At 66.1% G+C, this 17,458-nt stretch carries 17 protein-coding genes and 1 tRNA gene; 10 read left to right on the forward strand and 8 right to left on the reverse strand.

Annotated features, from left to right (window positions below):
- Positions 1–14: 14 nt before the first annotated feature.
- The 4 genes from rpsD to ACCD11_RS22470 all read left to right on the forward strand — a co-directional run bounded on the left by rpsD (position 15) and on the right by ACCD11_RS22470 (position 2,355).
- Positions 15–638, forward strand: a complete 624-nt coding sequence (gene rpsD / locus ACCD11_RS22455; RefSeq protein WP_009124826.1) for a 30S ribosomal protein S4 — start codon at positions 15–17, stop codon at positions 636–638.
- 142 nt (positions 639–780) lie between these two features.
- Entirely contained in the window at positions 781–1,770 is a 990-nt protein-coding gene (locus ACCD11_RS22460) for a DNA-directed RNA polymerase subunit alpha (RefSeq protein ID WP_009124827.1), read from the forward strand.
- 91 nt (positions 1,771–1,861) lie between these two features.
- Positions 1,862–2,260: a 50S ribosomal protein L17 gene (gene rplQ / locus ACCD11_RS22465; protein WP_009124828.1), complete on the forward strand. Its 399-nt coding sequence runs from the start codon at positions 1,862–1,864 to the stop codon at positions 2,258–2,260.
- An 18-nt stretch (positions 2,261–2,278) separates the two neighbouring features.
- Positions 2,279–2,355 (forward strand) — tRNA-Met (locus ACCD11_RS22470).
- Between the two features lie 109 nt (positions 2,356–2,464).
- Here ACCD11_RS22470 and ACCD11_RS22475 read toward each other — a convergent pair.
- From ACCD11_RS22475 to ACCD11_RS22500, 6 genes are read right to left on the reverse strand one after another with little or no spacing between them, the layout of a single operon-like run.
- The gene (locus ACCD11_RS22475; protein WP_056516702.1) at positions 2,465–2,863 is read right to left on the reverse strand and encodes a RidA family protein; all 399 of its coding nucleotides are present in this window, start codon (positions 2,861–2,863) and stop codon (positions 2,465–2,467) included.
- A complete protein-coding gene (locus ACCD11_RS22480; RefSeq protein WP_413315507.1) occupies positions 2,860–4,482 on the reverse strand; it encodes an AMP-binding protein in 1,623 nt (540 codons plus the stop codon). Before ACCD11_RS22480 ends, ACCD11_RS22475 begins: the two co-directional genes overlap by 4 nt.
- Positions 4,483–4,487: 5 nt before the next feature.
- Positions 4,488–5,681: an acyl-CoA dehydrogenase family protein gene (locus tag ACCD11_RS22485; protein ID WP_413315508.1), complete on the reverse strand. Its 1,194-nt coding sequence runs from the start codon at positions 5,679–5,681 to the stop codon at positions 4,488–4,490.
- A 4-nt stretch (positions 5,682–5,685) separates the two neighbouring features.
- Entirely contained in the window at positions 5,686–6,540 is an 855-nt protein-coding gene (locus tag ACCD11_RS22490) for an enoyl-CoA hydratase family protein (protein WP_009124832.1), read from the reverse strand.
- Positions 6,537–7,019: a MarR family winged helix-turn-helix transcriptional regulator gene (locus ACCD11_RS22495; protein WP_009124835.1), complete on the reverse strand. Its 483-nt coding sequence runs from the start codon at positions 7,017–7,019 to the stop codon at positions 6,537–6,539. Before ACCD11_RS22495 ends, ACCD11_RS22490 begins: the two co-directional genes overlap by 4 nt.
- Position 7,020: 1 nt before the next feature.
- Complete coding sequence (locus tag ACCD11_RS22500; protein ID WP_413315509.1) at positions 7,021–9,396, reverse strand: bifunctional salicylyl-CoA 5-hydroxylase/oxidoreductase; 2,376 nt, start codon at positions 9,394–9,396, stop codon at positions 7,021–7,023.
- A 131-nt stretch (positions 9,397–9,527) separates the two neighbouring features.
- Between ACCD11_RS22500 and ACCD11_RS22505 the strand changes: the two genes are divergently transcribed.
- Both ACCD11_RS22505 and ACCD11_RS22510 read left to right on the forward strand, forming a co-directional pair.
- The gene (locus ACCD11_RS22505) at positions 9,528–10,796 is read left to right on the forward strand and encodes a class I SAM-dependent methyltransferase (protein WP_413315510.1); all 1,269 of its coding nucleotides are present in this window, start codon (positions 9,528–9,530) and stop codon (positions 10,794–10,796) included.
- Between the two features lie 11 nt (positions 10,797–10,807).
- On the forward strand, positions 10,808–11,131 hold the full coding sequence (locus ACCD11_RS22510) for a DUF1840 domain-containing protein (RefSeq protein ID WP_009124842.1): 324 nt from the start codon (positions 10,808–10,810) through the stop codon (positions 11,129–11,131).
- Positions 11,132–11,250: 119 nt separating this feature from the next.
- On the opposite strand, the gene ACCD11_RS22515 is transcribed toward ACCD11_RS22510, so the two are convergent.
- On the reverse strand, positions 11,251–12,279 hold the full coding sequence (locus ACCD11_RS22515; protein WP_413315511.1) for a Bug family tripartite tricarboxylate transporter substrate binding protein: 1,029 nt from the start codon (positions 12,277–12,279) through the stop codon (positions 11,251–11,253).
- A gap of 66 nt (positions 12,280–12,345) precedes the next feature.
- A complete protein-coding gene (locus ACCD11_RS22520; RefSeq protein ID WP_007830533.1) occupies positions 12,346–13,272 on the reverse strand; it encodes a LysR family transcriptional regulator in 927 nt (308 codons plus the stop codon).
- A gap of 123 nt (positions 13,273–13,395) precedes the next feature.
- Here ACCD11_RS22520 and ACCD11_RS22525 point away from each other — a divergent pair, with 123 nt between their 5' ends.
- The 4 genes from ACCD11_RS22525 to ACCD11_RS22540 all read left to right on the forward strand — a co-directional run bounded on the left by ACCD11_RS22525 (position 13,396) and on the right by ACCD11_RS22540 (position 17,457).
- Positions 13,396–14,160, forward strand: a complete 765-nt coding sequence (locus tag ACCD11_RS22525) for an SDR family oxidoreductase (protein ID WP_413315512.1) — start codon at positions 13,396–13,398, stop codon at positions 14,158–14,160.
- A 188-nt stretch (positions 14,161–14,348) separates the two neighbouring features.
- Positions 14,349–15,371 (forward strand): D-xylose ABC transporter substrate-binding protein, encoded by a 1,023-nt coding sequence (gene xylF / locus ACCD11_RS22530; protein WP_007830537.1) that lies wholly within the window; start codon positions 14,349–14,351, stop codon positions 15,369–15,371.
- 96 nt (positions 15,372–15,467) lie between these two features.
- Positions 15,468–16,658 (forward strand): sugar ABC transporter permease, encoded by a 1,191-nt coding sequence (locus tag ACCD11_RS22535; protein WP_007830539.1) that lies wholly within the window; start codon positions 15,468–15,470, stop codon positions 16,656–16,658.
- 1 nt (position 16,659) lies between these two features.
- A complete protein-coding gene (locus ACCD11_RS22540) occupies positions 16,660–17,457 on the forward strand; it encodes an ATP-binding cassette domain-containing protein (protein WP_007830541.1) in 798 nt (265 codons plus the stop codon).
- Position 17,458: the final 1 nt, after the last annotated feature.

The following is a 17,458-nucleotide window of genomic DNA, read 5'->3' on the forward strand; positions in this document are numbered from 1 at the left end:
ACAAAGGAAGAATCGTGGCACGTTACCTCGGCCCCAAGGCCAAACTTTCCCGCCGTGAAGGCACCGACCTGTTCCTGAAGAGCGCCCGCCGTTCGATCCAGGACAAGGCCAAGTTCGACTCCAAGCCCGGCCAGCACGGTCGCACCTCGGGTCAGCGCACTTCCGACTACGGCCTGCAACTGCGTGAAAAGCAGAAGGTCAAGCGCATGTACGGCGTGCTCGAAAAGCAATTCCGCCGCTACTTCGAAGAAGCCGATCGTCGCCGTGGCAACACCGGCGCCAACCTGCTGTTCATCCTCGAATCGCGCCTGGACAACGTCGTCTACCGCATGGGCTTCGGCTCGACCCGCGCTGAAGCACGCCAGCTCGTGTCGCACAAGGCGATCACGGTGAACGGCCAGTCGGTCAACATCCCGTCGTACCTGGTCAAGACCGGTGACGTGATCGCCGTGCGCGACAAGTCCAAGAAGCAGAACCGCATTGTCGAAGCGCTGCAACTCGCCCAGCAAGTCGGTATCCCGGCTTGGGTCGATGTGAATGCCGACAAGGCCGAAGGCACGTTCAAGAAGGTGCCCGATCGCGACGAATTCGCAGCCGACATCAACGAATCGCTGATCGTCGAACTGTATTCGCGTTGATTTTTTCTACCCGCACCCGCCCTTCGGCGCGTGTGGGAGATTGTTATTGTTGTTCACGTTCCTGCTCCGCGCTTCGTCGCGGATCAGGTGCTTCACCAGCCTTACCGGTGTAACGAGCCGGGGGTATTGAGAGGAAGTCTGCATGCAAACCACCCTGCTGAAACCCAAGACCATCCAGGTCGAGCAACTTGCGGCCAACAAGGCCAAGGTGACGCTCGAGCCTTTCGAGCGCGGCTATGGCCACACGCTCGGCAACGCGCTGCGTCGCGTTCTGCTGTCGTCCATGGTGGGCTATTCGGCCACCGAAGTCACGATCGCCGGCGTTCTGCATGAGTACTCGTCGATCGACGGCGTGCAGGAAGATGTCGTCAACATCCTGCTGAATCTCAAGGGCGTGGTGTTCAAGCTCCACAACCGCGACGAAGTCACGCTGAGCCTGCGCAAGGACGGCGAAGGTCCGGTCCTGGCATCGGACATCCAGACCCCGCACGACGTCGAGATCATCAACCCCGACCACGTGATCGCGCACCTGTCGCAAGGCGGCAAGCTCGACATGCAGATCAAGGTTGAAAAGGGTCGCGGCTACGTGCCCGGCACGATGCGCCGCTACGCCGACGAGCCGACCAAGTCGATCGGCCGCATCGTCTTGGACGCCTCGTTCTCGCCGGTCAAGCGCGTGAGCTACACGGTCGAAAGCGCCCGTGTCGAACAGCGTACCGACCTGGACAAGCTGCTGGTCGAAATCGAGACCAACGGTGCGATCACCGCCGAAGATGCCGTGCGCGCTTCGGCTAAAATCCTGGTCGAACAGCTCGCCGTGTTTGCGCAGCTCGAAGGCGGCGAACTCGCTGCATTCGATGCACCCGCACCGCGCAGCGCACAGCAATTCGATCCGATCCTGCTGCGCCCTGTCGACGAACTCGAACTGACGGTGCGTTCGGCCAACTGCCTGAAGGCCGAAAACATCTACTACATCGGTGATCTGATCCAGCGCACCGAAAACGAGCTGCTCAAGACCCCGAATCTGGGTCGCAAGTCGCTCAACGAAATCAAGGAAGTCCTCGCTTCGCGCGGCCTGACCTTGGGCATGAAGCTCGAAAGCTGGCCGCCGGCCGGTCTCGACAAGCGTTGATTTGAATTTTTGAATTTGGCCCCTGAAAGGGCCAGTGCACCGGGCAGTACCTGACACGGCTGCCTGTTTTTATAAAGTAAAGGAAAGCACCATGCGTCACGGACACGGACTCCGCAAACTCAACCGCACCAGCTCGCACCGCCTCGCGATGCTGCAGAACATGATGAATTCGCTCATCGAGCACGAAGTCATCAAGACCACGGTCCCCAAGGCCAAGGAACTGCGCCGCGTCATCGAACCGATGATCACGCTCGCCAAGAAGCCCACGCTCGCCAACAAGCGCCTGGCCTTCGACCGCCTGCGCAGCCGCGACAGCGTCGTCAAGCTCTTCGGCGAACTCGGCCCGCGTTTCGCAGCGCGTCCGGGCGGCTACACCCGCATCCTGAAGATGGGTTTCCGCGTGGGCGACAATGCCCCGATGGCGCTCGTCGAACTGGTCGACCGTGCTGAAATTAAAGAAGAAGCAGCCGAGCAAAGCGCTGCAGAATAAGTTATAATTCTATCTTGCCGCGCGATGGAGCAGCCTGGTAGCTCGTTGGGCTCATAACCCAAAGGTCGCAAGTTCAAATCTTGCTCGCGCAACCAATTTAAAAGGCCCTTTGAAATTCAAAGGGCCTTTTTCTTTTGTCGCTGAATTAATAAAAATGCCCTCTCGAAGAGGGCATTTTTATTTCCGCCGGCCGTTGCCGCCCAATCAGTCGGGAACGACTGCCGTGACTTCGATCTCCACCTTTGCGCGGTGCTCGACCAGCGCCGCCACCTGCACGCAGGTCATGGCCGGGAAGTTGCGGCCCATGGCATCGCGATAGACGGGGCCGAGCTCGGAGAGCCGGCGGCTGTATTCGTCGCGGTCCGTCACGTACCAGGTCATGCGCACCATGTGCTCGGGGCCCGCGCCGCCTGCGCGCAACACCTCGGCAATGTTGCGCAGTGCCTGGCCGCATTGCTCGATGAAGTCGTCCGACTCGAACTGCTGTTGTGCATTCCAGCCGATCTGGCCGCCGACGAACAGCATCGTGCCGCGTGCAGCGACACCGTTTGCATAGCCCTTGGGAGGCAGCCAGCCTTCAGGCTGCAGGAGTTTGTTGATCATGGTGTGGTGTTGAGTTGTCTCAGTTTGAATCGCTGGAGCTTGCCGGTTTCGGTGCGCGGCAGCACCGCGACGAACTCGATCTCCCGCGGGTATTTGAACGGTGCGATCGTCGCTTTCACATGGTCCTGCAGCGCCTTCACGAGGGCCGCATCGCCTTCGTGCCCTGGCTTGAGCACGCAGAATGCCTTCACGATCATGCCGCGGTCGGCGTCGGGCTTGCCGATCACGCCGCACTCGGCGACCGCCGGGTGCTTCAGCAGCGCGTCTTCGACCTCCGGCCCGCCGACGTTGTAGCCGGCTGTGATGATCATGTCGTCCGCGCGCGCCTGGTAGAAGAAATAGCCGTCGTCGTCCTGCACGAAGGAATCGCCCGGGTAGTTCCAGCCGTTCTTTACGTAGTCGGCCTGGCGCGGATCGTCGAGATAGCGGCAGCCCACCGGGCCTTGCAGCGCAAGCTTGCCAACCGTGCCGCGCGGCACTTCGTTGCCTTCGTCGTCCACCACCTTGGCGGTGAAGCCGGGAACCACCTTGCCCACCGCGCCGCGGCGTACGTCGCCGCCCGCGGCGGAGATGTAGATGTGGAACACCTCGGTGCCGCCAATGCCGTCGAGCATCTCGATGCCGGTGGCTTCCTTCCACAGCTGGCGTGTGGCGTCGGGCAGCGCCTCGCCCGCACTCACGCTGATGCGCAGGCTGGGCATGCCGTGCTGCTTCACGAAGGGCGCCATCTGGCGATAAAAGGTCGGCGCCGTGTAGCAGATCGTCGCGCCCACCTCGTTGATGAGCTTCACCAGCCCTTCTGGTGTGAACGGCGCGTCGGCAAAGTACACCGAAGCGCCGGCCCACATCGGGAACACGAGCAGCCCGCCGAGCCCGAAGGTGAAAGCCAGCGGCGGCGAGCCGATCACGATGTCGTCGCTGCGCGCGCGCAACACGTGGCGCGGCCAGGTCTCGCACATTGCGAGCACGTCGCGGTGCGTGGTGACGGGCGCCTTGGGCTTGCCCGTGGTGCCCGAGGTGAAGGCCAGCAGCGCGATGTCGTCGGAAGCCGTGGGGCAGGCCGTGAACACGCCGCTCTTCTTCGCCGCGCGCGCGGAGAGCGAGTCCGGCGCTTCGGGCCTGTTGAATGCGATCACGGTGGCCAGCACGGGGTGCTCGCGCTGTGCGATCGCGAGTTCGTCGAGCAGGCGGCCATCGCACAGCGCAGCAACGGGCTGCGCCTTCTCGATGATGTCGCCCAGCTCCTTTGCGCGCAGCAGCGGCATCGTCGCCACCGCGATCAGTCCGGCCTTCACCACCGCGAGCCACGACAGAGCCATGGCCACCGAGTTGCCACCGCGCAGCAGCACGCGATTTCCCGGCACGAGTCCGAGATCCTCGGTCAGCACCTGCGCAATGCGGTTGACTTCGATGGCGGCCTGCGCATACGTCAGCGTGCCCTGCGGTGAACGCAGCATCGGGTTGTCGCCGAAGCCCTTCGACGCGGCCTTGTCGAGCAGTTCCTCGACCAGGTTCAGCTGGTCGGGCAACTGCAGCTCGGGCAGGTCGTAGCGAAAGACGGGCAGCTGCTCGGCGGGCGGCAGGCGGTCGTGAACGAAGCGGTCGACTTGGGCAGACACGGTGTTTATCCCCGCAGAACGGATTTGCCAATGATCAGTTGTTGAACCTCCGTCGCGCCTTCGTAGATGCGCAGCGAGCGAATGTCGCGGTAGAGGCTCTCAATCTTCGTGCCAACCTTCACGCCGAGGCCGCCATGCATCTGCAGTGCCATGTCGATCACGCGGCTGGCGTTCTCGGTGGCGCACATCTTGGCCATTGCGGCAGCGGCTGACACATCGCCGACCGCAGGCGCGCCGCGCTGCTCGGCGTCATCGCGCATCCATGCGGCGCGGTAGGTGAGCAGCGCCGCGCTGTCGATCAGCGCGGCCATCTCGCCAAGCTTGGCCTGCGTGAGCTGGAAGTCGGCGAGCGTCTGGCCGAACATGCGGCGGTTCTTCGAATGCGAGATGGCTTCGGCCAGTGCGCGGCGACCCATGCCGAGCGCTGCCGCCGCCACCGAGGCGCGGAAGATGTCGAGCGTGCGCATCGCGAGCTTGAAGCCGCCGTTGAGTTCGCCGAGCTGCGCCGTGCGCGGCACGATGCAGTTCTCGAAACGCAGCGTGGCGAGCGGATGCGGTGCCATCACGTCGATGTGCGCGGAGGTGTCGAGGCCGGGCGTCGTCGCGTCGACGATGAAGGCCGTGATGCCGCGCGTGCCGCCCGTGGGATCGGTCTTCGCGAACACGCAGTAGAAATCGGCGATGCCGCCGTTGCTGATCCAGGTTTTCTCGCCGTTCAGGCGCCAGCCGTCGGCGGCCGCTTCGGCGCGCATGGCCATTGCACCCACGTCGGAGCCTGCCTCGGGTTCGCTGAGCGCGAAGGCCGCGATCTTGCTGCCCTTCGCCACGGCAGTCAGGTAGCTTGCATGCTGTTCTGGCGTGCCAGCGAGCGTGATCGCACCGCTGCCGAGACCCTGCATGGCGAAGGCGAAGTCGGCGAGCGGCGAATGGAAGGCCAGCGTCTCGCGCAGCAGCACGAGTGCGCGCGAGTCGAGGCGCTCGAGCGCACCGCCAGCGCTGCCGGGCACGGCATAGCGCAGCCAGCCGCCGTCGCCGAGCCGCTTCACCCAGTCCCGGCACGCCGCGCGGTCGTCGCGCTCGTCCACCTCCTGCGCGGCGGCCCAGGGCAGCAGGCCATCGGCCAATGCGCGATGTGCATCGTCGAAGAACGGCAGCGCGAGGTGCGCGGTCGATGGCGGTGCAGGTGCTTTGGTCATCATCGCGTCAATCTCCACCGAACACGGGTTTGCGCTTGGCCGCAAAGGCCTCGTACGCCCGCTTGAAATCTTCGGTCTGCATGCAGATCGCTTGCGCCTGCGCCTCGGCCTCGATGGCCTGGTCGATGGTCATGGACCATTCCTGCGACAGCATGGTCTTGGTCATGCCATGCGCGAAGGTCGGACCTTCCGCCAGGTCGCGCGCCACCTTGATGGCGGCTTCGAGCAACGCATCGCTTTCGTGCAGGGCGTTGAAGAAGCCCCAGGCATGGCCTTCCTGCGCGGTCATGGCGCGGCCGGTGAACAGCAGTTCCGACGCACGGCCCTGGCCGATCACGCGCGGCAGCAGTGCACACGCGCCCATGTCCGCGCCGGCCAGGCCCACGCGCGTGAACAGGAATGCGGTGCGCGTGGCGGGCGAGCCGTAGCGCAGGTCGCAGGCCAGCGCGATCATCGCGCCGGCACCGGCGCACACGCCGTCGATGGCGCCGACGATCGGTTGGGGGCAGGCGCGGATCGCCTTGACCAGGTCGCCCGTCATGCGCGTGAACTCCAGCAGCTCGGGCATGCGCATGCCGGTCAGCGGGCCGATGATCTCGTGCACGTCGCCGCCCGAGCAGAAGTTGCCGCCCGCACCGGTCACGACGATGACCTTCACGTCGGTGGCGTAGGCCAGTGCGCGGAACAGGTCACGCAGTTCGGCGTACGAGTCGAAGGTCAGCGGGTTCTTGCGCTCGGGCCGGTTCAGCGTGATGGTGCCGACACCGGCTTCAAAACTCCACGCGAAGTGCTCGGCCTTGTAGGCCGCCTTCGCCTCGAATTGCGCGCGCATGGGGTTGCCTGCGCCGATGTAGTGCTTCATTCGGTCTCCGCCATCAATAGTTGGTTGTGTGAGTGTTGCTTGACCTTGCCGAGCAGCTTGTGGAGCTGCGCGATCTCCTTGCCGCTGAGGCCCGCAAAGGCCTCGACGATCCAGTCTTCATGCTGCTGCGCCATCTCGTTGAAGAGCTTGCGCCCGCGCGCGGTGAGCCGCACGCGCCACGCGCGCCGGTCGCCTTCGACGTTGATTCGTTCGACCAGTCCTTCGGCCACGAGCTGGTCGGTGATGCCGGTCACGTTGCCGCCCGTCACCATCATGCGGCGCGAGAGCTCGTTCATCTTCAGCCCGTCGGGCGAGCGCTCGAGCTGCGACATCAGGTCGAAGCGCGGCAGCGTGGTGGCGAACTGGGAGCGCAGTTCGTTGCGCACCTGCTTCTCGATGAGCTGGGTGCAGGTCAGGAGCCGCAGCCAGAGGCGCAGGGCCTCGGGGTGTTCGCTGTGGGCGCGGGCTTCGAGGTCCATGTCAGTGCGTCTCCTCGTTGTTCTGTGCCGTCACTGCAGCCGCGGCCATCTGCTGCTGCTTCGCGATCTCGCGGTACATCTGGTCGCGGCCGCTCAGGTATTGCTTGGGCCAATCGACGTCGCGGCTCTGCAGCTTTGCGGCCTCGTGCAGCGTCCACGCGGGGTCGGCGAGGTGCGGGCGGGCCACGGCGCAGAGGTCGGCGCGGCCGGCGGCAATGATGCTGTTGGCCTGGTCGGCGTCGGTGATGGCGCCCACGGCGATGGTCGAGATGCCGACCTCGTTGCGGATGCGGTCCGAGAACGGCGTCTGGTACATGCGCCCGTACACCGGCTTCGCGGCGCGCGTGGTCTGGCCCGACGACACGTCGATGAAATCGGCGCCGGCTTCCTTGAAAAGACGTGCGACCACGATCGCATCGGCATCGGTGTTGCCGCCGGGCGCCCAGTCGTGCGCGGAGATGCGCACGCTCATCGGCTTGTCGGCGGGCCACACCGCGCGCATGGCGCGGAACACTTCGAGCGGGTAGCGGCAGCGCGCCTCGATGTCGCCGCCATATTCGTCGGTGCGCAGGTTGGTGAGCGGGCTGATGAAGGCCGACAGCAGGTAGCCGTGCGCGCAGTGCAGCTCGAGCCAGTCGAAGCCGCATTCGGCGGCGCGGCGGGTGGAGGCTACGAATTGCTCGCGCAGCGTGTCCATCTCGGAGCGGGTGATCGCTGCGGGCAACTGGTTCTGCTCGCCGTAAGGCACGGCACTTGCGCCGAGCACCGGCCAGTTGCCGCTTTCGAGCGGTTCGTCGGTGCCTTCCCAGCCCACGCGGGTCGAGCCCTTGGGGCCGCTGTGGCCGAGCTGCATGGCGATCTTCGCGCTTGACTGCGTGTGCACGAAATCGACGATGCGTTTGAAGGCGGCCTGCTGCGCGTCGTTGTACAGGCCCGTGCATGCCGGCGTGATGCGGCCTTCGGGCGTCGGGCTCGTCATTTCGACGAACACCATCGCGGCGCCGCCGAGCGCGCGTGCGCCCAGGTGCACCAGCAGGAAGTCTTGCGGCACACCGTCGACCGCGCTATAGGTGGCCATCGGCGACACGAGGATGCGGTTCTTCAGCGTGAGCCCGCGCACCTTGTAGGGCATGAGCATCGGCGCCATCGCCTTGCCGCCTGCGAGCCACTGCTCGTAGCCGCCGAGCCACTGCGTGTCGCGCACGCGCAGGTTCTCATGGCTGATGCGCTGCGAGCGAGTGAGCAGCGAGTAGGCGAACTGCTCGATCTGCATGCCCGTGTAGCGCGGCACGTTCTCGAACCACTCGGTGGAGTTGCGCGCGGCGTTCTGGATCTTCAGCACCTCGACGCTGCGGCGCGCCTCGTAGCCTTCGAGCACATGGTCGACCGTGCCGCCCTGCGCGAACTCGTTGGCCAGGTCGATCGCGTCTTCCAGCGCGAGCTTGGTGCCCGAGCCGATCGAGAAATGCGCCGTGTGCGCGGCGTCGCCCATCAGCACGACGGGCACCGAGCGGCCTTCGACGTCGATGCGGTGCGTCCAGCGCTCGCACACCACGCGCGGAAAGCGGATCCAGTTGGCCGAGCCGCGCAGGTGCGTGGCGTTGCTGATGAGCGGGTGGCCGCCCAGGTACTTGGCGAAGAGCTTCTCGCAGAAGGCGATGGCCTCGGGCTGCTCCATCTGGTCGAGACCGTGGGCCTTCCACACGGCCTCGGGCGTCTCGACGATGAAGGTCGAGGTCTTGTCGTCGAACTGGTAGGCATGCGCCTGAAACCAGCCGTGCTCGGTCTGCTCGAAGGCGAAGGTGAAGGCGTCGAAGGTCTGGTGCGTGCCCAGCCACACGAAGCGGCAGTTGCGCAGGTCGATGTCGGGCTTGAACACGTCGGCATAGCGCTGGCGGATGCGGCTGTTGAGGCCGTCGCTGGCAATCACGAGGTCGGCCTTGTACTGCGCGGCGATCGCCTGGTCGTCGGTGGCGTCGGTCTCGAACACCAGCTCGACGCCCAGTGCCAGGCAGCGCTCCTGCAGGATGTTCAGCAGCCGCTTGCGGCCGATGCCGCAGAAGCCGTGGCCGCCCGAGCGCACCTGGCGGCCCTTGAAGAAGACCTGGATGTCGTCCCAGTGGTGGAACTCGTTGCCGATCAGCGCCGCGGTTGGCGCATCGGCCGCGCGCAGGTTGCCCAGCGTCTGGTCGCTCAGCACCACGCCCCAGCCGAAGGTGTCGAAGGGGCGGTTGCGTTCCACCACCGTGATCTGCAGCGCGGGGTTGCGCGCCTTCATCAACAGGGCGAAGTACAGGCCCGCCGGCCCGCCGCCGATGCACAGGATGCGTTGGAGGTCCGAGGCGGGAGCGGGTTTGACCGGGCTTAGGCTGTTCATGGTTCAATAGTTTAGACATAAACAATCTGCTGTCAATGGCGATTCGTAACGGCCGTCCGGCGCGCGGGTCGCGGCTTCGGCCGACAAGGGCAGTCATGCAAAAACTTTGAAAAATCAATACCATGGGCTCCATGCAAAACTTGATACCCAAGATCGAGTCGCAGCTGGCTTCGCTGCCTGTCCCCATCGCGCTGGAACTGCCCGATGGCCGGCGTGTTGCCCAGGCGGGAGCCCGCGTCACGCTGGCCTTCAAGGAGTGGGCCGTGCTCGCCAAGCTGGCAGCGCGGCAGGTGGGCGCCATCGGTGAGGCGTATGTCGAGGGCAAGGTGCAGATCGAGGGGGCCATGCGCGACCTGATCGACGCCACGGTCGGCATGCTGCCCGGCAACCCGGCCGAAACCGACACAGGCTGGTGGAGCCGCCTTCAGCACATGGCCAAGTCGCACGGCTCGCATTCGCTGCGCAAGGATGCGGCCCAGATCGAGTTCCACTATGACGTGTCCGACGACTTCTACGCGCTGTGGCTCGACGCGCGCCGGGTCTATTCATGTGCGTACTTCCGTACGCCCGATCTCACGCTGGCGCAGGCGCAGGAAGCCAAGCTCGACCACATCTGCCGCAAGCTCATGCTGCAGCCGGGCGAGCGCTATCTCGACATCGGCTCGGGCTGGGGCGCGTTACTGCTGTGGGCGGCCGAGCATTACGGCGTGGACGCTACCGGCATCACGCTGTCGAAGAACCAGCACGCGTACGTGCAGCGCCTGATCGAGGAAAAGGGCCTGCAAGGCCGCGTGCGCGTCGAACTGCGCGACTACCGCGAGCTGTCGGTCGGCCAGCCTTTCGACAAGATTTCCTCGGTCGGCATGTTCGAGCACGTGGGCGCGGCCAACATGCCGACCTACTTCCGCAAGATCCATTCGCTGCTGAGGCCGGGTGGGCTGGTGATGAACCACGGCATCACCTCGGGCGAACTCAACTACCGCCAGCTCGGCGCCGGCATGGGCGACTTCATCGAGAAGTACATCTTCCCGGGCGGCGAACTGCTGCACGTGACGCACGTGTTGCGCGAGACGGCCGCGGCCGGCCTGGAGATGGTCGATACCGAGAGCCTGCGCCCGCACTATGCGCGCACGCTCTGGGCCTGGTCGGACGCGCTGGAGGCGCAGCTCGACGCCGCGCGCGAAGTGCTGCGGCGCAGCGGCGGCCGCCAGAGCGACAACGCCGAGCGCATCCTGCGGGCCTATCGTCTCTACCTCGCAGGCTCGGCCATGAGTTTCGAGCAGGGCTGGATCTCGCTGCACCAGATGCTGTCCACCAAGCCAGACGGCAAGGTCGAACACGGCGTTCTGCGCGGCGCGCAATCGGTGTACCCTTTTGCCCGTGACTACATCTACAAGTGAGTGAGAACACCATGCTCTATCGATTCCAGTCCCGAGCCTCTCCCGACTTCGTGATGCTCGAAGTGCATGCCCGGCAGTTGTTCGACATCGTCGGCAAGGCGATTGCGCCGCAAGGCATCATCACGGTCGAGCAGATCCCGGGCGCCATTGCGGCCCTCGAAGCCGCGCTGGCGCGCGAGGCCGCCAACGTGCACAACAACGACGACTATGCGGTCGAAGGCCACGCCAGCGAGGCCGAGAAGCAGCATGTCGGGCTGCACCAGCGTGCGATCCCGCTGCTGCACATGCTCAAGGATTCGCTGGCCGAGAAAAAAGACGTGACCTGGAAGACCTGATCGACCAGATCGAACGGTTCCAGTCGCGAAACGCCGCGGAACCGGCTTTGCCGGGCCGCAGGCGTTGCTCCCTGCAAGGGGGTTGGCGTCAGCGACACGAAGTGCGCGAAGCCTGGGGGTCAGTCAACTTTCGCGCCGGAGTCCTTGACCACCTTGGCCCACTTCACGTGCTCGCTCGCAATGAGCTTCGTAAAGTCGGCGGGCGAATTGCCGCTCGGGATCGCGCCCTGCGCGAGCATCTTTTCCTTGATGGCCGGCGTGCCCAGCGACCTGGCCACTTCCTGCTGGATGCGGTTCACGATCTCCGGTGAGGTTCCGGCCGGGGCCAGCAGCCCGAACCACGAGCTTGCCTCGTAGCCCTTGAGCGACGGGCCTCCCGCTTCAGCCACCGTCGGAATGTCCGGCAGCGCGGGCGAACGCTGCGCGCTCGTCACGGCCAGCGCGGTGAGCTTGCCGGCCTTGATCTGTGCCATCGACGAGGGCAGGTTGTCGAACATGACGTCGGCGTTGCCGCCCACCATGTCCAGCAGCGCCGGGCCCGAGCCCTTGTACGGGATGTGGGCCATGAACGTGCCGGTCATGCTCTTGAACAGTTCGCCGGCGAGATGGATCGACGTGCCGCTGCCGCTCGACGCCATGTTGAGCTTGCCCGGGTTGGCCTTGGCGTACTTGATGAAGTCCTGCACATTGCGGATGTTCAGCGTCTTCGCCTTGTCGGCATTCATCTCCATCACATTCGGCACGGCGGCCACCAGCGTGATCGGCGCGAAGTCCTTGATCGGGTCGAAGGGCAGCTTGGGGTACAGCGCGCGGTTGATGCCGTGCGTGCCCACCGTGCCCATCAGCAGCGTGTAGCCGTCGTTCGGCGCGCGGGCCACAAGCTCGGCGCCCACGTTGCCGCCCGCGCCCGCGCGGTTGTCCACGATGAACTGCTGGCCGAAGGCCTTCGACAGCTCGGGCGCGACGGCGCGCGCCAGGATGTCGGTGGTGCCGCCGGCCGCGAAGGGCACGACGATGCGCACGGGCTTGGTCGGCCAGGTGCCTTGGGCCCACGAAGGAGCGGCCATCAGCGTGAGGGCGGTGGCGACGGAAGCGGCCAGCGCGGCGCGGCGATGGGTCCGGAAGGAAGAGCAGAAGAAAGAAGTCATGCGCGCGTTTGTACAGGCGCGCGCCGCGCACGTCGCGGGTGAAAACCCCGTGGGCCGGCAGGCCGCTCAGGCCACCTGCATCCGCTGCGCAAACCGCTCGTCGCGAAAACGTTCGAGCACGAAGTCGATGAACACGCGCGTCTTCGGCGGCAGCAGCTTCTTGCTCGGGTAGTAGAGCCACACCGCGCCCGCATCCTGGTGCCAGTCGGGCAGCAGCCGCAGCAGCTCGCCGCTGCGCAGGCCGCGCTCCACGAAGGGCATCGGCAGCATCGCCACGCCCAGGCCCATCAACGCTGCATGCGCGATGGCCTCGGGGTCGTTGAAGATCGCGCGCGGCCGGGGCAGCTCCACCGTGGCCTCTTCGCCGCGCGCATGCCGCAGCGTCCAGCCGCGCAGCCGGCCTGTGGGCGAGGACCGGCGCAGCAACGTGTCGAGCGCCGCCAGGTCCGAGGGATGCCGGGGCCGCTCGCGCCCCTCCATGTAGCGCGGCGATGCCACGGCCACCACGTGAATGCGCGCCAGCTCCCGCGCTATCAACCCGGCCGCGAGTTCGATGCCGCCGCCGATGGCCGCGTCGAAGCCCTCGCCCACCAGGTCCACCTGCTGGTTGTCGAAATGCCAGTCCGGCAGGATGGCCGGGTAGCGCGCGAGGAAGTCGCCCATCATCGGCAGCACGTGCTCGCGCCCGAAGGCCTGGCCCATGCTCACCTTCAGCGTGCCGGCGGGCTGGCCGTCGTCCTTGTCGATGCCGGCCACCGCCTCCTGCAGCGTGGCGAGCGCGCCGCCGACCTGCGCCAGGAAGCGCTCGCCGCCCTCGGTCAGCGTGAGGCGGCGCGTGCTGCGCTGGAACAGCCGCACGCCCAGCCGTGCTTCGAGCCGTGCAACGTTCTTGCTCACGGCCGCCGGCGTCAGCCCCAGGCGCCGGGCCGCTGCCGAGAAGCTGCCGCCCTCGGCGCTCTGCACGAAGGATTCGAGGTGACTGAGCGGTTCCATGGCCGCATTGTCATTCCCATCTTCAACTCCGGGTTGAATTTGATTGCCTCGATTGATGGCTACCGCCACAGGAATGAATTGCCGACACTGAAGGCCTTCCTCCTCCACCTGCACGGAAAAATCATGGCCTCCAACACTGCTTCTTCTTCTCCTGTCCTGGCCGGCAAGGTCGCCTTCGTCACCGGCGGTTCGCGCGGCATTGGCGCCGCCATCGTGCGCCGGCTGGTGCGCGACGGTGCCGCCGTAGCCTTCAGCTACGCCAGTTCCAGCGCCCCGGCCGACGAACTGGTGCGCAGCATTCAGTCCGAAGGCGGCCGTGCCCTTGCGCTGAAGATCGACAGCGCCGATGCCGCCGCGCTCACCGCCGGCATCGACGAAGCGGCCCGCGCGCTCGGCAAGATCGACATCCTTGTGAACAACGCCGGCGTGTTCCTCGGCGGCACCCTCGACGACTTCTCGCTCGAGGACTTCGACAAGACGCTGAACGTCAACGTTCGCGCCGTGTTCGTTGCGGCCAAGGCAGCCTCGCGCCACATGGGCGAAGGTGGCCGCATCATCAACATCGGCAGCACCAACGCCGAGCGCATGCCCTGGCCCGGCGGCAGCGCCTATGCCATGAGCAAGTCGGCGCTGGTCGGCCTGGTGCAGGGCCTGTCGCGCGACCTCGGTCCGCGCGGCATCACGGTCAACAACGTGCAGCCGGGCCCGGTCAACACCGACATGAACCCGGTCGACGGCCCCAACGCCGCTGCCATGCACGGCCTGATGGCGCTCGCCCGCCACGCCCGCCCCGAAGAAATCGCCGGCATGGTCGGCTACCTGGCCAGCCCGGAAGCCGCGTTCGTGACCGGCGCCAGCCTGAACATCGACGGTGGCTTCGCCGCCTGAAGCGGCGCGAGCTCACGAGAAGGCCGGGACCTCCCGGCCTTTTTCGCGTGCGCCTTCGCCCGGATGGCGCTCCGGGAATTCCCGGATGCCCAGAGGCACGCCCCGATGGGATAGTTAGTTCGCCCTTCAAACTAACTAATTTCTTACCGCTGGTTCCTGCGGGGCGCACCAACACTGGAGAGACATCGATGCAACTGAAACACACCCTGGCCGCCATGGCCTTCGGTTTCACGGCCGTGGGCGCCCTGGCGCAAACCGTGGTCGGCGTGAGCTGGTCCAACTTCCAGGAAGAACGCTGGAAGACCGACGAGGCCGCCATCAAGGCCCAGCTCGAGAAGCTCGGCGCCAAGTACATCAGTGCCGATGCAGGCGGCTCGCCCGAGAAGCAGTTGGGCGACATCGAGGGCCTGATGTCGAAGGGCGCCAAGGCGCTCATCGTGCTGGCGATGGACAAGGACGCCATCCTGCCCGCCATCACCAAGGCCACGCGCCAGAAGGTGCCCGTGGTGGCCTATGACCGGCTGATCGAGGCGCCGGGCGTGTTCTACATCACCTTCGACAACGTCGAGGTCGGCCGCATGGAGGCGCGCGAAGTCTTCAAGGTCAAGCCCAAGGGCAACTACGTGATCATCAAGGGCTCGCCGAGCGACCCGAACGCCGACTTCCTGCGCGCCGGCCAGCAGGAAGTGCTGGACGCCGCGATCAAGAAGGGCGACATCAAGATCGTCGGCGACGAATACACCGATGGCTGGAAGCCCGAGGTCGCGCAGAAGAACATGGAGCAGATGCTCACCAAGAACGGCAACAAGGTCGACGCGGTGGTCGCGGCCAACGACGGCACGGCCGGCGGCGCGGTGGCGGCGCTCACCGCCAAGGGCCTGCGCGGCATCCCGGTGTCGGGCCAGGACGCCGACTTCGCGGCGCTCAACCGCATTGCGCTGGGCACGCAGACCGCCACCGTCTGGAAGGATTCGCGCGAACTCGGCCGCGAAGCCGCCTCCGCCGCCATGGCGCTGGCCGCCGGCAAGCCGGTCGACAAGGCCGCACCGTGGGCCGGCGGCGCCAAGAAGATATCGCTGTCCTCGCGCCTGTTGACGCCGGTGCCGATCACGCGCGACAACCTCGACGTGGTCGTCAAGGCCGGCTGGATCAATAAGGACGAGCTCTGCAAGGGTGCCACGGGTGCGAGCGCGCCCGCCGCCTGCAAGTAACGAGTCTGCCAATCCGCGCCACGCGGCGTCCGGCCGGCCCCTGGGGCTGGCCGGTACGCGGTCGCGCACCTGCCGTTCCAAGGGGCACCTTCAAAAATGAGCAATGAAACTCCGGGCTGGTGGCGCCGCACGGGCATCGACCTGCGGCTGATCCTGATGTGCGTGCTGCTGGCCGTGATGGCGGTGGTGTTCAGCGTCATGTCGGGCGGCGTATTCCTGTCGCCCGAGAACCTCTACAACGTCGCGCAGCAGACGGCCGTGGTCGGCATCGTCTCGACCGTGATGGTGCTCGTCATCGTCGCGCGCCACATCGACCTGTCGGTCGGCTCGGTGATGGGCTTCGTCGGCGTGCTGATCGCGTACCTCCAATACACCTCGGGCTGGTCGTGGCCCACGGCCTGCCTCGCGGGGCTTGCCGTGGCACTCCTCGTGTCGATCTATCAAGGCTGGCTCACGGCGGTGCTCGGCGTGCCCTCGTTCGTGGTCACCCTCGGCGGGCTGATGTCGTTCCGCGGCGCGGCCTTCCTCGTGGCCGACGGCAAGACGCAGCCGGTGAACGACGAGTTCTTCCAGCGGCTGGGCGGCGGCTACGACGGCGGCATCGGCGTCACGGCGAGCTGGGTGCTCGCAGGGCTGGTCGCGCTGGTGCTGTTCGGGCGCATGCTGCAGAAGCGCCGCGCGCGCCAGCGCTACGAGATGCCGACCGAGGCGCTGTGGCTCGACGTGCTGATCACCGCGGTGCCGGTGGCGGTGGTGTTCGGCTTCGCGTGGGTCATGAACAACTACCAGATCTCGTCGAAGAGCGAGCCGCAGGGCATTCCGATCCCGGTGCTGATCTGGGCGGTGGTGGCGATCGTGCTGTCGTTCATCGTGCACCGCACGCGCTTCGGGCGCTATGTGTTCGCGATGGGCGGCAACCCCGATGCCGCGGCGCTGGTGGGCATTCCGGTCAAGCGCGTCACGCTGATGCTGTTCGCGCTGCTGGCGGTGCTGGTCACGGTCGCGGCCATCGTGTCGATCGCGCGGCTCAACGCGGGCACCAATTCGCTGGGCACGGGCATGGAGCTGTACGTGATCGCCGCGGCCGTGATCGGCGGCACGGCGCTGGCGGGCGGCAGCGGCTCGATCTTCGGCTCGGTGCTGGGCGCGCTGATCATGCAGTCGCTCGACAGCGGCATGCTGCTGCTCGACGTGCCGATCGGCAAGCGCATGGTCATCATCGGGCAGGTGCTGATCGTGGCTGTCGTGTTCGACGTTCTGTACCGCCGCAAGTTCGGGGAGAACTGACATGGCCGACATCGACAAGACAAAACCGCTCGTCGAGCTGCGCGAGATCCGCAAGGCCTTCGGCGGCGTCAAGGCCGTGGATGGCGTGAGCGTGAACCTCTACCCGGGCGAAGTGGTCGCGCTGCTGGGCCACAACGGCGCCGGCAAGTCCACGCTGATGAAGATGCTCGCGGGCGCCTACCCCATCGACTCGGGCGACACGCTGATCGCGGGCGAGAAGGTCCACATCCGCACGCCCGCCGAAGCGCAGGCCCAGGGCATCGAGACCATCTACCAGACGCTCGCGCTGGCCGACAACCTCGACTCGGTGTCGAACCTCTTCCTCGGCCGCGAGAAGATGACGCCGTGGCGCACGCTCGACGATCACTTCATGGAAGTGCAGGCGCGCAAGGTATTCCATCGCCTCAACAGGAACTTCACCAATATCCGCGTGCCGGTGCGCCGGCTCTCGGGCGGGCAGCGGCAGGTGGTGGCGATCTCGCGCGCGCTCTACTTCAATGCGCGCATCCTCATCATGGACGAGCCATGCGCGGCGCTCGGCCCGGAAGAAACCGCAATGGTCGGCGGGCTCGTGAAGCAGCTCAAGGCCGACGGCGTGGGCATCTTCCTGATCACGCACGACATGCCCGACGTGTTCTCGCTGAGCGATCGCCTCGCGGTGATGAAGAACGGCAAGCTGGTCGGCACCTACCGCACCACCGATGTGACCGAGGACGAAGTGCTCGGGATGATCATTGCCGGCAAGCGGCCCGAGGGCAAAGAGCAGGCCCATCACGCCGAGACCGCAGCGCTCTCCTGAT

Source organism: Variovorax sp. Varisp36 (assembly GCF_047304235.1).
GTDB lineage: Bacteria > Pseudomonadota > Gammaproteobacteria > Burkholderiales > Burkholderiaceae_C > Variovorax.

Coding starts and splice junctions, on each gene's coding strand:
- ACCD11_RS22460 (WP_009124827.1), top strand. CDS start 781: ATGCAAACCACCCTGCTGAAACCCAAGACCATCCAGGTCGAGCAACTT.
- rplQ (WP_009124828.1), top strand. CDS start 1,862: ATGCGTCACGGACACGGACTCCGCAAACTCAACCGCACCAGCTCGCAC.
- ACCD11_RS22475 (WP_056516702.1), bottom strand. CDS start 2,863: ATGATCAACAAACTCCTGCAGCCTGAAGGCTGGCTGCCTCCCAAGGGC.
- ACCD11_RS22485 (WP_413315508.1), bottom strand. CDS start 5,681: ATGATGACCAAAGCACCTGCACCGCCATCGACCGCGCACCTCGCGCTG.
- ACCD11_RS22490 (WP_009124832.1), bottom strand. CDS start 6,540: ATGAAGCACTACATCGGCGCAGGCAACCCCATGCGCGCGCAATTCGAG.
- ACCD11_RS22495 (WP_009124835.1), bottom strand. CDS start 7,019: ATGGACCTCGAAGCCCGCGCCCACAGCGAACACCCCGAGGCCCTGCGC.
- ACCD11_RS22500 (WP_413315509.1), bottom strand. CDS start 9,396: ATGAACAGCCTAAGCCCGGTCAAACCCGCTCCCGCCTCGGACCTCCAA.
- ACCD11_RS22505 (WP_413315510.1), top strand. CDS start 9,528: ATGCAAAACTTGATACCCAAGATCGAGTCGCAGCTGGCTTCGCTGCCT.
- ACCD11_RS22510 (WP_009124842.1), top strand. CDS start 10,808: ATGCTCTATCGATTCCAGTCCCGAGCCTCTCCCGACTTCGTGATGCTC.
- ACCD11_RS22515 (WP_413315511.1), bottom strand. CDS start 12,279: ATGACTTCTTTCTTCTGCTCTTCCTTCCGGACCCATCGCCGCGCCGCG.
- ACCD11_RS22520 (WP_007830533.1), bottom strand. CDS start 13,272: ATGGAACCGCTCAGTCACCTCGAATCCTTCGTGCAGAGCGCCGAGGGC.
- ACCD11_RS22525 (WP_413315512.1), top strand. CDS start 13,396: ATGGCCTCCAACACTGCTTCTTCTTCTCCTGTCCTGGCCGGCAAGGTC.
- xylF (WP_007830537.1), top strand. CDS start 14,349: ATGCAACTGAAACACACCCTGGCCGCCATGGCCTTCGGTTTCACGGCC.
- ACCD11_RS22535 (WP_007830539.1), top strand. CDS start 15,468: ATGAGCAATGAAACTCCGGGCTGGTGGCGCCGCACGGGCATCGACCTG.
- ACCD11_RS22540 (WP_007830541.1), top strand. CDS start 16,660: ATGGCCGACATCGACAAGACAAAACCGCTCGTCGAGCTGCGCGAGATC.